Raw genomic sequence first — 13,637 nt, forward strand, 5'->3', positions numbered from 1 at the left:
GAAGGGAGGAAAGGAGAAGGCGGCTTTCCTCCCTTCTCCTTTTATCGTTTCAAATCTCTATCACAACCCCATCGCTCTCAGGAAATCCCGTACAAGTCAGTACCCAGCCATCGACAAGGTCATGCTCGGTGAGTACATCGTTGATCGTCATGTGAACTTGACCCGAAAGGCAACGGGCGGCACAAGTAGAGCATCGTCCTCCCCGACAGCTATACGGTAAGGCAACACCTTCGTCTAAAGCAGCTTGTAAGATTGATTTATAAGCTGGTACCTGGATTTCTACCTCTCTTCCACGAAAACGTATTAATACGGTTCTATCCTGAGCGATAATAGGCGGTGGAGCTAAAACAACGGGTTCTACTACAAAATTTTCGCGCCGAATTTGTGCTGCTTGAAAGCCGCTGAATACGAGTGTAAACTGCACCATACGCATATAGTCGCCAGGGCCACAAACGTAAAATCGGATTGTTTCAGGGTTAGCCTCTCCAATTAAGGTTGGCAAAAGTCGCTCAAGCATAACATTATTCAGCCGCCCCCGAAGTCCATTCCAATTTTCCGGTGGATTGCTCAACAGATGCAGTACCCGTAATCGATCAGGAAACTGCTGCTCTAAGCCAGCCAGAGCTTCGTTGAAAATAATACGTCGCTCGGTCGAGTTGCTATAGAGAAGCTTTACTCGTCGGTCGGCTTCGTTATATAACGTTTGCTTCAGCAAGGCAAAGAGCGGTGTAATACCGCTGCCAGCACCAATCAATACCAAATCGCCAGCCTGATTGGCGTCTAGCGTAAACCGACCGGCGGGATGCAGACTCGTCAAAATATCATCAACCCGAAGCGTATCATGCAAGTACCTTGAGATTTCACCATTTTCGACCCGCTTAATCGTTAATTGCAAAGGTTCGCCAGGAACTGAACTGAGCGAATACGACCGACGAACTTCATGGTTATTGTGGGAAAGTAATAATGTCAGAAACTGTCCAGGCTGATACGCAACCGGCCGACCGTCCACAGCCTCAAGAATATAACTTCGAGTATCGGCCGTTTCGGAAATGATACGAACGATGCGAAGTTGTAACAAATCGTCAGTCATATAGTCTTAATCCTACAGGTCAAAACTAATCAAATCAGGACGATTGTTTGAAAGCCCAAACGATTTCCTGAAATTCGTCGGCCCGTCCGCCCTTGCGGTGGATTTGGCATTGTGGTGGATTCACACAGTGACATTTTCAATCCAACCGTTGTTTAGATTAAAACAGAGCACACACTACCAATGGAAGCACTCCTGGAAGAAGTTCAACGAGTCGGGTACGTCAATAAGCCCGTAGCCGAGAATATAGATTTAGTGGCCGAAATCAATCGGCTAAAAAAAGAGAAAAATGCCGTCATTCTCGCCCATTATTATGTTGATGGCGCTATTCAGGATCTGGCCGATTATATTGGCGATAGCCTGGGACTGAGTCAACAGGCAGCGGCTACTCCCGCCGACATGATTGTGTTCTGCGGAGTCCACTTCATGGGCGAAACAGCTAAAATTCTTTCTCCCCAAAAGAAAGTCGTTATTCCTGACATCAATGCCGGTTGTTCCCTCGCTGACTCTGCTCCAGCGGATAAGTTTGCAGCATTTAAGGCGCAGTACCCCGACCATATCGTTCTGTCGTACATCAACTGCTCGGCCGACATCAAGGCGTTATCCGACATTATCGTTACGTCGTCGAATGCGCTTAAAATTGTAGAAAGCCTGCCCAAAGATCAGAAAATCATTTTCGCTCCTGACGCTAACCTCGGCCGCTACATCTCGAAAAAAACCGGGCGCGATATGGTATTGTGGGACGGAGCCTGCATTGTCCACATCGATATCTCGCTCGAAAAACTCCATAAGCTACGGACCGAGTACCCAGAGGCTAAATTTATTGCCCACCCTGAATGTCAGGAGCACATTCTGAGCGAAGCCGATTATGTGGGTTCTACTACGGCGCTGTTGAAATACGTAGTCGATAGCCCAGAGCAGACGTTCATCGTTGGTACAGAAGCAGGGATTCTGCACAAGATGAAACAGGCGGTGCCGCATAAGAAAATTATTCCGGCCCCAGCCAGTCAGAACAACACCTGCGCCTGCTCCGAATGCCCGTATATGAAAATGAATACGCTCGAAAAAGTGTACAATTGCATGCTGTATGAACAACCTGAAATTATCGTGCCGGAAGATGTTCGCCTGAAGGCTTACGAATCTGTAGCGCGGATGCTGGAATTGAGCAAGTGAAACAGACAACTGTTACTTGAAAACCGAAAAACTATGAACTGGCGAGATTACATTACTTCAGACCCAACAATTATGTTTGGCAAGCCTGTTATAAAGGGTACGCGTGTTCCGGTGGATTTAGTTTTGGAGAAACTAGGTAATGGTGAAACAATACCTCAGCTTCTGGCATCATACCCACGTGTTAGTGAAGAAGCATTTTACGCCTGTCTGTTATTTGCGTCAGAAACAGTAAAAAACGAAGTCATCTATGCCCAGGCCGGATGACCATTCGTTTGTAGCTGACGAAAATTTCGATTTTACTGTCGTTAAACAACTCCGGGAAAACGGGTTTTCAGTCGTTGCAATAGCCGAGTCATTTTCTAGCATACCTGATACCCAGGTGCTACAAATTGCGGTAGACAGAAAGGCAATCCTGCTTACAGAGGACAAAGACTTTGGTGAGCTCGTCCACCGACTTCGCATGAAGCATTCCGGCATTTTACTGGTCAGGCTTTTAAAAATGGATAGCACGGAAAAATCTAAACGGGTTATGGACGTAATCATGAAACAGGGAAATGAGCTTATCAACAGCTTCTCTGTACTCAGTAATGAACAGCTACGAATAAGACCCGCCAAATAAAAAATCAATGCCCCACCAATTCGATTTTCTCGTTATCGGCTCCGGAATTGCGGGCCTGAGTTACGCCACCAAGCTGGCAATGCATTTTGAAAAGATAGAACAGCCCGTTCGGATTGGCGTCATTACTAAAGTGCAGGCCGACGAAACCAATACCAAGTACGCTCAGGGCGGCATTGCGGCTGTGTGGTCGGAAGATGACTCGTTTGAGAAACACATTGAAGACACGATGATCGCTGGCGATTTCCTAAGCGACCGCCATATTGTCGAAATTGTGGTTCGGGAAGCTCCGGGCCGTATCCAGGAACTGATCGACTACGGCACTCGCTTCGACAAAGAGCACGGCGGTAGCGACTACGACCTTGCCAAAGAAGGTGGTCATTCCGATTACCGAATTCTTCACTTTAAGGACATTACCGGTGCTGAAATCGAACGGGCCCTTCTCGAAAAGGCGACCTCGCTGAAATCGATTGAGATCTTCACGCATTTTTATGCAGTCGAACTTATCACGCGACATCAACTGAACGAAACCGTTCACCGGTACGATACTGATAATAAGTGCTTTGGGGCTTATGTCCTGAACACCCAAACGGGTAAAGTCGAGCGATTCCTGGCTAAGACTACCTTGCTGGCAACGGGCGGCATTGGCAACATTTACCAAAGCACCACGAATCCCAACATTGCTACCGGCGATGGTATTGCGATGGCTTACCGGGCCAAGGGTATTTGTAAAGACATGGAATTCATCCAGTTTCACCCAACGGCGCTCTATGAACCCGGCAAAAAACCCAACTTCCTGATTTCGGAAGCTGTGCGCGGCTTCGGTGGAGTTCTCCGCAATAAGAAGGGCGAAACGTTCATGGAGAATTATGACCCCCGTCTGTCGCTGGCTCCGCGCGATATTGTGGCTCGGGCGATTGACTCCGAAATGAAAAAAGCCGGGGATTCACACGTGTATCTGGACGTGACCCACTGCGATTATGAGAAGTTTATCGAACATTTTCCGACCATTACCGCCTATTGTCGAGACCGTTTAGGGCTTGATTTACGAAAAGATTATATCCCCGTCGTACCAGCACAACATTACCTGTGTGGAGGTATTCGTGTGAACGAATGGGGTCAAACCAACATTCAGTTTCTCTATGCAGTAGGCGAATGTTCGTGTACGGGCCTGCACGGAGCCAATCGACTAGCTTCCAATTCATTACTAGAAGCTGTCGTGTTCGGCCACCGAGCTTACGAAAAGACGGTCGAACTGCTTAACCAGGCGGTTTCGCCCGACAATATTCCCGAATGGAACGATGCAGGGACTACTCACCCCGAAGAATTGGTTCTGGTAACCGAGATGAAAAAGGAACTGGAATCCATCATGTCGAACTATGTGGGCATTGTACGTTCAAACCGTCGTCTGAAGCGGGCTATGGATCGCCTGGAACTCATTTATCTGGAGCATGAAGAGTTGTACCGCCAATCAAAAGTATCGGTTCCGATCTGTGAACTTCGGAACATGATTGAAGTTGCTTATCTGGTGATCAAAATGGCGATGGCTCGTCGCGAAAACACGGGGCTACATTTTAATCTGGACAATGTAAAAGCGGAATAAGAATTGCCTTTCAGGTAACGATCTACCGAATCTCTTCATCATGAACCAGCAAGCCATCATTGACTTCATCAAGCAAAGCGATAGTCCTAAAATCAAGTATGCGTTTACGGACATCGACGGAGTGCTTCGGGGTAAAATCATTCATCGACAAAAATTTCTGGATGGCCTGGAGGATGGTTTCGGCTTTTGTGATGTAGTCTGGGGCTGGGATTCGTCTGATACCCCTTACGATAATGGTCATACGACAGGCTGGCATTCCGGCTATCCAGACGCTCCAGTGCGAATTGATGTGTCGACGTTTCGGCAACTACCTTGGCAAGATAATATTCCATTCTTTCTGGCCGATTTTAGCCAAAAATCAGGGCAGCAACCCAACGCCTATTCGTTAGCTTCCTGCCCTCGGAGTTTGCTAAAACGAATAGCGGAGCAATGCCAGCAGATGGGCTTTCATGCCCGATTTGCGCAGGAGTTCGAATGGTTCAATTTTCGCGAGACACCCCAGACCTTACAGGAAAAGTCCTTTTTAAATCTGGAACCGCTGACTCCGGGCATGTTTGGCTATTCGATCCTGCGGCCTTCCCTCGAAAGTGCTTTTTACCACGACTTATTCGACTTATTAGCCCGTTTCGACATTCCGCTCGAAGGGCTTCATACCGAAACCGGCCCCGGTGTTTACGAAGCGGCTATTATGCACGACGAGGTCGTTCGGGCGGCAGATAAGGCGGTTCTGTTTAAAACGGCTGTTAAGGAAATCGCTTATCGACATGGTATTGTAGCCACTTTTATGGCAAAGTGGAACGCCGACCTACCAGGCTGTAGCGGCCATATTCATCAGAGTCTCTGGACAGCCGATCAAACGAAAAACTTATTTTTTGATGCCAGTCAGCCGAATCAGATGAGCGAATTGATGCGGCAGTTCATGGCTGGCCAACTGTATTGTTTGCCCCATATAACCCCCATGTTTGCTCCCACCATCAACAGCTACAAGCGACTGGTTGAGGGGGCCTGGGCACCAACAACCATTACGTGGTCGGTAGATAATCGCACAACGGCGCTTCGGGTATTGAATCACAAAGAAGCCTATACACGTGTAGAGCACCGAGTGTCGGGGTCCGATACGAATCCATATCTGGCCATTGCCGCATCGCTGGCTTCAGGCTTGTATGGAATCCGTCATAAGTTAACGCTCGACATTCCGGCTTCGGTTGGGAATGGATATGCCGATAAACGAAACGGTACTTTACCTACCAATCTGGACGAAGCCACGCAGGCAATGGCCCGTTCGCCAGTAGCGGCCGAACTGTTTGGAGCTGAATTTGTTGACCACTTTACACGCACCCGAAACTGGGAATGGCGGCAATATCTCCGCCAGGTCAGTGATTGGGAGTTGAAGCGGTATTTTGAAATTATTTAAACGTTTTCGTTTACAGTGGACTGGTGCTAAGATTATTGATGCATCAGCCCACTATAAACCGAAAACTGTAAATCGAGGACAGCTAGTTATGCGTCTAGTTGATTATCATTCTATTATAAAAAAGGCATGGGCTGATTTTGACCCGTCGGTGCCGATTCATACCATTGAGGATATTAGTGCCCGTGTTTCAACCAACCACGTTTTCCGGGTACGGTTTGAGGATGGTGGAATTGTCATTGCCAAACTGTCTTACTTCGGCAAATTCGAACATTTTCTGGAAGATCACCGGATCATCCATGCACTGGCCAACAACCTACTATTTCCCTTCGAAAATGTACTGGCGAAATCGCTCGTACGCGACGGGCAGGTATACACGTATCGGTACAAAAACGGTTATATCGATGCCTGGGTAGTTTTCTATAATCCTATTCGTATTCAGCAAAAGCTTCCCCGGCGACTGGAAGATCATCAAATTCAGATGCTGGGTCGTCAGATTGCCAAATTCCATAAAGCCTGCTCACGAGTTAGCCCTGTATTGCCCAAATCCAGTAAAACCCTCCGCTCCGATATTTGGGACTTACGGGATTTACTCGACACGGAAGCGGGTCAGTTCGAGCATCGGATGCACGTGGAAGAGCTAAAACGGCAATGCAATCTTTTTCTGGAAAATCGACAGAAACTCGTAGCCGGTATTGTCGAAACCATGCCTGTATTTGTCGACTGGAACATTGGCAACTTTTCGGTTACGCCTAACTTCGAACTATCCTCTCGCTGGGATTACGATTGGTTTAGAGTGAGTTACCGGGTCATGGATTTTTATTTTTTCAGCCGCGTTGTGTCCAATGTGGGTGACCGAACCGTGTTCAGTTACGTCATAGGTCCATTGATGGAAGAACGCTTCCTGTTATTTTTGAAGGAGTATCATGCGGTATATCCGCTGACGGAGAACGAAATTCGGTTTCTGCCCGAAGCGTATCGATTTTTTATACTCAACTACGTCATAAAATACGGTCGCTATTTTTTCCATCGAACGTATGCCACTAAACTACAGCGTGAGGCATACCAGACCTATTTCCCCTCTATCGAAACGTTTGATGCGGAAAAGATTCTGAAAGCGCTGGGAATGTAAGGTCATTCGGTAGGCATTGATGGTCATTTATAGTCATTGGTTGTAAATCCATATGGCCACTTAATGACCAGCAATAACTACTGAATAACTATTTCTATCGCTCTGTGACGCTCAATGCCTGCTCCGCCAGACCTTTCATTACTGATTGAATCGATCCGGCAAGGAGACGAACCTGCTTTCCGGCAACTTTACGAATTCACCAAAAGCCGAGTGTTCAATACAGCACTTAGTTATATCCATTCGCGTGAAGATGCCGAAGAAATTACCCAGGACGTATTTGTTGAAGTATTTCGGTCCGTCGGCCTTTTTAAAGGTGAAGCAACGGTTACGACCTGGATCTACCAAATTACTGTCAATAAAGCGCTTGATTTTCAAAAGCGCAAAAAACGGCAGAAACGCTTTGCCTTTCTGACCAGTCTGTTCGATAGCCATACCGGCGAAGCCCTTCATCATCCTACCGATTTTTTTCATCCCGGTATCGCTCTGGAAAATCAGGAAAACGCTTCCCGACTGTTCCAGGCAATTGACCAATTACCCGATAAACAAAAAACGGCCTATATTCTGACGAGAATTGAGGGATTAACCAATATTGAAGCGGCTCGTATTATGCTTGTAACGGTTGGTGCGGTTGAGTCGTTATTACAGCGAGCCAATGAGAATTTACGGAAACAATTAGCCAGTTTTTATAAATCGATAGCCAGCAATGGCTAATTGTCAATGGTGAATGCAAATACAATCGACTCACAACCAAAAACAATTGACTATTGTCCGTAGGAATCACAACGATTTGTCGTCTGATTGAGTATGGAACCAGAAAAAGATAAATGGATAAACGATGTACTAGGCAGTCTTGAGGGAATGAAACGAGCTGAGCCCAGTCCATTTCTTTATGCCAAACTACAAAATCGACTACTGGCAAAACATATCCCAGTGTATGTGCCAGCACGAACGGTGTGGCTTACGGTAGCTTCTTTCGCCTTATTGCTGCTGCTTAACTGGCAAATTATCGAAAGGCCGTCAACGCCAAAAACGCACGACACCTCCGATTTGAACACTGTTGTGTCGGATATGTACTTATATCCGTCTACCTATCAACCGTACGATTTATGGAGCGGACAAAACTACTAACCTTCTCAGTTATTGCCCTACTTTTACTCAATCTGCTGACCATTGGCTTTGTGTTCGTTAAATCGGACTTCTTCCCTCTATCCAACGAGCGTCATGGCCCACTACCCAGCCGCGAAGGACCCGCCCGCATCATTATCGAGCGGCTCCATTTCGACGAAGGCCAGCAACAGCAGTACTGGAAAATGGTTAGGCAACATCAGGAGAAAACCCGGCAGTTGAACGACGAATCGGTTCAGTTGTTTCGGGCCTATTATCATCTGCTGAGTGAGCCACAACCTGATTCGGTTAAAGAGCAGGCATTGACTCAAAAGATCGCGGATAACCAACGGCAACAGGCGGAAGTAAATTTTGCTCATTTCCAGAAAATCAAAGCCCTTTGTCGGCCTGATCAACAAGCTTATTTTACGCAGTTGGTCGATGAACTGGCTCGTCTCTTTGGTCAACGACAACGATCACCTGGAAGGCCTGGTCACGAACCTCCGGGCGGTCGTCCTGATGGGCCGCCTGAAAATTTTCCACCCAGACAGTAGGAATGCGAAAGCGGTGTCGTCTAAGCTGGTAACTAAATCACACTTGCTATGAAGCGATCCCACGCATTTACTGTCCTGACCCTATTTTTTGGTCTACTGACATTTATTGCCTGCAAAAACAACGATGACTCGGTCAACCCATCGACCACCGGCTCAACATCGGGAACTAGCAGTACAACTACATCGGTAGGTACGGGCGTACCCGACGTATTCAAGAAAATCTATGGCGCTACCAGCATTACGACCGATGGAACTTACGTCTATATTAAAACGTCTGGGACACCTGATCACAAGAGTGCTTACTATGCGACTTCAAGTAGCCTGTACGAAAACTTTACCGGGACAACCTTCGGCGGAAATAAGTTTTCGAAAAACCCGAACACAATTACTGCTCAAAACTTCACCTTCAAAATACCACTGAACCCCAAAGTAGCTTCTTCGCATACAGCTACCAGCCTCGGCCCTATTGGCATTTCGCTGAATGGCGTCCCGTTTTTTAACCAATATGCGGGCAACAATCAGCCACTTAGCAGCGAGGTTGTCTCCTTTGACCAATGGTGGGGCCACCCAGCCCAAACCGGAGAGTATCACTATCATGTAGAGCCTTTATACCTTACGACTGTGAAAAGCACAAAATCTTCGCTATTAGGCTTTTTATTAGATGGCTTCCCAGTGTATGGTCCCGAAGAAAATGGAGCGACCGTTGCGGCTACTTCGTTAGATGCCTATCATGGTCATACGCACGCAACAGCCGATTATCCGAACGGGATTTACCATTACCACATTACTACAAGCGATCCTTATATTAACGGAAGTGGCTATTATGGTACGCCGGGTACATTTTCTAAATAAAATAGCGCTCGGTTTGCTTGTTCTTCAATCCTGCTCTGGTTCATTGGAGTCAGGCAGGATGCAGACTTTCAATGCGATAAGCGTACACCTGTCGAAGCAAAACGGATTAGCGGTAGCAAATAATCATCCCTTTACGGGCATTGTTTATACCTTATCCGAAAATGAAAAAGATACGGTCGAAGTTGTTGGCTTCCTAAACGGAAAAGAACACGGCGAGTGGAAACGATTCTATGGAGCCGGAAAACTGGCGGAGAAACGATTCTTCAATAACGGTCAAAAAACCGGCGACTATCTTGCCTGGTGGCCCAATGGCACCAAAAAGCTGGCCTATCATTTTGAGAATGGGGAGTACAATGGCGTTTGCAGAGAATGGAGCCAATCGGGGTTGTTACTAAAAGAAATGACCTATACGAATGGCTACGAAGAGGGTCCGCAAAAACAGTTTTACGAAAACGGGAAAATAAAAGCCAACTATGTCATGATCTCGGGCAAACGGTATGGCTTGTTAGGAACCAAAAACTGCGTAAATACAACCGATAGCCTGTTCAAGTTATAAGTCAGCCTCGTTTTATTCCTCAGGCATTTTTAAATCTTAATCAAACCAGCTAGAAACTTTAAGGCGCTTTGTTCGTCATATTGTCATTTAAACTACCTGTGCTTCATAAGGCAGGTAAACCCACTCTATTTTTTATGAATCGACTACACACAATTACATTACTCAGTAGCCTAACCGTAGCGTTGGGCTTAACCATTGCCGCCTGTACTAAAAGCGATGATAGCGTATCGCCAGGTACTGGCTCAACTACCGGCACCAGCAGCTCTACAGCAACCACCACTAGCACTACCACATCAATTGGCACAGGCGTACCCGACGTCTATAAAAAGATTTATGGTGCTTCCCAGATTTATGTCGAAGGCGATTACATCGTTATCAAATCAACGGGTTTACCCGATCACAAAACGCCTTACTATAAGGGAACGCAGTGGGAATCGTTCCTTTATGTAGCCGATACGCGTTCGGGGTTTCATGCTAATTCCAATACAATCGTTTCGTTCAATTATACATTTAAAATTCCCAAAAGCCCAGCCGTAGCATCCACGCATAAAACTTTAGGAGCCGCCACCATCGGGGTAGCCATTAATGGTGTTCCACTGTTTAATCAGTATCAGATGGAAAATCAACTCCTGACACCGGGAGCTGGCGAGTATGTCTCCTTCGATTTATATGGCGGCCATCCGACTCCGTTCAGTGAGTATCATTATCATATTGAACCTAGCTATTTAACCTCTACCAAAGGCAGCAGTAGTCTAATAGGATTCTTACTGGATGGCTTTCCCCTCTATGGGCCGGTCGAAAATGGGAAAACACTTACCAGCAGCGATCTGGATGTATACCACGGTCATACCAGCGCAACAGCCGACTATCCCAACGGAATTTACCACTATCATACTACGGCCGATGCTCCCTATATTAATGGGAATGGTTATTATGGCACAGCTGGCACCTGGACGAAGTAAGTTTGTGCTGTTGCTGGCAGGTCTTTGGGTTGCCTGCCAGCATTCCAGCGAACCAATCACCTATATTGACGCGAATAAAGCTCAGATTCAGGCTAGAGAGGGTATTTCCTATAGCCTGAATCAACCCATTACCGGCATCTTGTTTTCAACAGATGCACATGGCGATACGCTTTTTAAAGTCCCTTTTTTGGATGGAAAAGAACATGGTATAGCCAAACTCTTTTACGCCAATCATCGGCTTCGCGAAGAGCGCTTATTTGTACGTGGGCGAAAAGAAGGAGTCCATCGAGGCTGGTACGAAAATGGGAAACTCATGTTCGAGTATCATTTCCTAAATGACATGTTTGAGGGCAGCTATAAAGAATGGTTTCCCAACGGGAAATTATTCAGGAATATGAATTACGAAAAAGGGCAGGAATCAGGTGTTCAGCAAAGCTGGTCTACCACAGGCAAAATCAAAACCAACTACATCATCAAAGACGATAGGCGTTATGGCTTACTGGGTACCAAAAACTGTAAAAACGTTGCAGACAGCATTTTTAAACGGTAGTTTACTATCAATATCTATGCTATGGATCGCCTGCCAAACCGACACCATTCAACAGTTGCCCTATTACAACACCCCCGATTTTACGCCAATCTTTATCGACTCGGGGTCTAAAGTAGCTGAAAAAGTGCCTCATACGATCGGTAATTTTTCCTTTACAGACCAGAATGGGGCAACAGTCACGCAGCAGGCTATTGAGGGTAAAATTCATGTGGCCGATTTTTTCTTTACCTCTTGCGGAGCCATATGCCCTAAAATGACCAAACACATGCAATTGGTCGAGAAAGCATTTCCAAACGATGAAAATCTGGTTTTGCTCTCTTACAGTGTTACACCCTGGATTGACAGCGTTGCCCGGCTGAAAACATACAGCCAGACGAATGGCATCCGGTCGAAAAACTGGCATTTACTGACAGGCAACAAATCGGCTATTTATCAACTCGCCCGCCAGTCTTACTTTGCCGAAGAAGAACTAGGTTTCAGCAAAGACAGCACAAACTTTCTACATACCGAACACATCCTGCTGGTTGATAAACATAAACGCATTCGAGGCATTTACAACGGTACCCTTGAACTTGAGATGCAGCAACTTATAGCCGACATCAAGACATTAAGAAAAGAAACTGATTGAAAATTCGGCTTAAATTGTACTTTTACGAATAATCTATAGGTGGTATTAAGCCACACTATTATTTTATTCCTTTATGCAACTTGCTGATTTCAAAACCGTAGCGGCCAAATACAAAGTCATTTTCTTCGATGCGTTCGGCGTTTTGAAAAACTCAGAAGGGATACTTCCCGGCATTGAAAAAACCTTCGATTGGCTTCAGGAAAATGGAAAGGATTTTTATGTCCTGACCAATGATGCATCACGAGGGCCGCATGAATTGGCTGAATCCTATTATCGACAGGGATTCTATGCTATAAAACCTGAGCGCATTATTTCATCGGGTATGCTCGCCCGCGAATACCTCGACCTGAAGGTTCACAATGGCACCGTTGCTTACCTGGGTACTGAAAAATCGGCCCATTACCTCGAAACTACCGGGTTAACCACTCTGCCAATCAGCCGTGTCGACCTGAAAGATATTGACGATATCAACGCACTGGTATTACTTGACGACGAAGGCTTTGACTGGAACACCGACCTGACCAAAACCGTCAATCTGCTCCGAAAACGAAACATTCCAGTTATTGTAGCCAACACGGATGCTACATACCCGGTTTCCAAAAATCGGATTTCCATAGCCATTGGGGCAGTGGCCAAAATGATTGAAGGTATCGTAGGCAAGCAATTTATCCGATTCGGCAAGCCCGACGCCCAGCTTTTCATGTTTGCCTATGAACGGCTCGACAATGCCGCCGACATTAGCAAACGCGACATTCTGATGGTTGGCGATACCTTAAAAACTGATATTCTGGGTGGTAATAAATTTGGGCTAGATACCGCACTTGTCTTAACTGGAAATACCCAACCACAAGATGTTGAAGTACAGATTCGCAGTACGGGGATCATCCCTACTTATGTCTGTAAATCGGTAGTTATACGGTAAACTTCGCTAGATTTTACCAGTTTGAGTCATTTTATGATGGGTAATTCATTTACCTGTTTTTTGTCAATAACAAGCTGTTTTTCACAAACTTAGGCTAAGTACAGCAACTATACGAAACGATTTACATCCTAAAAAATTGTTTGATAATACCAAGGTAAATACGTTTCTTTGCGCAGTTTTTTAACTAGAACAGACTACGAAAATGTCGGACATTGCACAAAAAGTTAAGAATATCATTGTTGAGAAACTAGGTGTTGAAGAGTCAGAAGTAACCCCAGAAGCAAGCTTCACCAACGATCTTGGTGCCGATTCGCTTGACACGGTTGAGCTGATCATGGAATTTGAAAAAGAGTTCAATCTCCCTATCCCAGACGATGAGGCTGAAAAAATCTCTACGGTTGGTTTAGCTATCGAATATCTGGAAAAACACATCGGCAAATAAGTTTTTGCTGGAAGTCTTTTAGTACCCGAAAGCCAGCGCCAACAT

The 13,637-nt window shown here is 46.0% G+C and carries 17 protein-coding genes; 16 read left to right on the forward strand and 1 reads right to left on the reverse strand.

Annotated features, from left to right (window positions below; translation table 11 throughout):
• Window positions 1-49 precede the first annotated feature (49 nt).
• Window positions 50-1,090, reverse strand: a complete 1,041-nt coding sequence (locus ACYVFD_RS13440; RefSeq protein WP_461090643.1) for a 2Fe-2S iron-sulfur cluster-binding protein — start codon at window positions 1,088-1,090, stop codon at window positions 50-52.
• A gap of 180 nt (window positions 1,091-1,270) precedes the next feature.
• Between ACYVFD_RS13440 and nadA the strand changes: the two genes are divergently transcribed.
• The 16 genes from nadA to ACYVFD_RS13520 all read left to right on the forward strand — a co-directional run bounded on the left by nadA (window position 1,271) and on the right by ACYVFD_RS13520 (window position 13,592).
• Window positions 1,271-2,260, forward strand: coding sequence for a quinolinate synthase NadA (gene nadA, locus ACYVFD_RS13445; RefSeq protein WP_461090645.1), 990 nt, complete (start codon window positions 1,271-1,273; stop codon window positions 2,258-2,260).
• A 33-nt stretch (window positions 2,261-2,293) separates the two neighbouring features.
• Complete coding sequence (locus tag ACYVFD_RS13450; protein WP_461090647.1) at window positions 2,294-2,524, forward strand: DUF433 domain-containing protein; 231 nt, start codon at window positions 2,294-2,296, stop codon at window positions 2,522-2,524.
• Complete coding sequence (locus tag ACYVFD_RS13455) at window positions 2,508-2,879, forward strand: DUF5615 family PIN-like protein (protein WP_461090648.1); 372 nt, start codon at window positions 2,508-2,510, stop codon at window positions 2,877-2,879. Before ACYVFD_RS13450 ends, ACYVFD_RS13455 begins: the two co-directional genes overlap by 17 nt.
• Window positions 2,880-2,886: 7 nt before the next feature.
• A complete protein-coding gene (gene nadB / locus ACYVFD_RS13460) occupies window positions 2,887-4,479 on the forward strand; it encodes an L-aspartate oxidase (protein WP_461090649.1) in 1,593 nt (530 codons plus the stop codon).
• Between the two features lie 40 nt (window positions 4,480-4,519).
• Window positions 4,520-5,893, forward strand: a complete 1,374-nt coding sequence (locus ACYVFD_RS13465; protein WP_461090650.1) for a glutamine synthetase family protein — start codon at window positions 4,520-4,522, stop codon at window positions 5,891-5,893.
• Between the two features lie 88 nt (window positions 5,894-5,981).
• Complete coding sequence (locus ACYVFD_RS13470; protein WP_461090651.1) at window positions 5,982-7,022, forward strand: aminoglycoside phosphotransferase/kinase family protein; 1,041 nt, start codon at window positions 5,982-5,984, stop codon at window positions 7,020-7,022.
• A gap of 114 nt (window positions 7,023-7,136) precedes the next feature.
• Entirely contained in the window at window positions 7,137-7,733 is a 597-nt protein-coding gene (locus ACYVFD_RS13475; RefSeq protein ID WP_461090653.1) for an RNA polymerase sigma factor, read from the forward strand.
• A gap of 93 nt (window positions 7,734-7,826) precedes the next feature.
• Window positions 7,827-8,150, forward strand: coding sequence for a hypothetical protein (locus ACYVFD_RS13480; RefSeq protein WP_461090655.1), 324 nt, complete (start codon window positions 7,827-7,829; stop codon window positions 8,148-8,150).
• Window positions 8,129-8,680: a periplasmic heavy metal sensor gene (locus ACYVFD_RS13485; protein ID WP_461090657.1), complete on the forward strand. Its 552-nt coding sequence runs from the start codon at window positions 8,129-8,131 to the stop codon at window positions 8,678-8,680. The genes ACYVFD_RS13480 and ACYVFD_RS13485 overlap by 22 nt, the downstream gene beginning before the upstream one ends.
• A gap of 48 nt (window positions 8,681-8,728) precedes the next feature.
• Window positions 8,729-9,532 carry a YHYH protein gene (locus tag ACYVFD_RS13490; protein ID WP_461090659.1) on the forward strand — a complete coding sequence of 268 codons (804 nt, stop codon included), beginning with the start codon at window positions 8,729-8,731 and terminating at the stop codon, window positions 9,530-9,532.
• Window positions 9,533-9,590: 58 nt separating this feature from the next.
• The gene (locus ACYVFD_RS13495) at window positions 9,591-10,088 is read left to right on the forward strand and encodes a toxin-antitoxin system YwqK family antitoxin (protein ID WP_461090661.1); all 498 of its coding nucleotides are present in this window, start codon (window positions 9,591-9,593) and stop codon (window positions 10,086-10,088) included.
• Window positions 10,089-10,222: 134 nt separating this feature from the next.
• Complete coding sequence (locus ACYVFD_RS13500; RefSeq protein WP_461090662.1) at window positions 10,223-11,050, forward strand: YHYH protein; 828 nt, start codon at window positions 10,223-10,225, stop codon at window positions 11,048-11,050.
• Window positions 11,022-11,600, forward strand: a complete 579-nt coding sequence (locus ACYVFD_RS13505) for a toxin-antitoxin system YwqK family antitoxin (protein WP_461090663.1) — start codon at window positions 11,022-11,024, stop codon at window positions 11,598-11,600. Before ACYVFD_RS13500 ends, ACYVFD_RS13505 begins: the two co-directional genes overlap by 29 nt.
• Window positions 11,601-11,616: 16 nt before the next feature.
• On the forward strand, window positions 11,617-12,228 hold the full coding sequence (locus ACYVFD_RS13510; protein ID WP_461090664.1) for an SCO family protein: 612 nt from the start codon (window positions 11,617-11,619) through the stop codon (window positions 12,226-12,228).
• Window positions 12,229-12,301: 73 nt separating this feature from the next.
• Complete coding sequence (locus tag ACYVFD_RS13515) at window positions 12,302-13,150, forward strand: TIGR01459 family HAD-type hydrolase (protein ID WP_461090665.1); 849 nt, start codon at window positions 12,302-12,304, stop codon at window positions 13,148-13,150.
• 202 nt (window positions 13,151-13,352) lie between these two features.
• A complete protein-coding gene (locus ACYVFD_RS13520) occupies window positions 13,353-13,592 on the forward strand; it encodes an acyl carrier protein (protein WP_018617787.1) in 240 nt (79 codons plus the stop codon).
• Window positions 13,593-13,637 lie beyond the last annotated feature (45 nt).

The organism is Spirosoma gilvum (assembly GCF_054776815.1).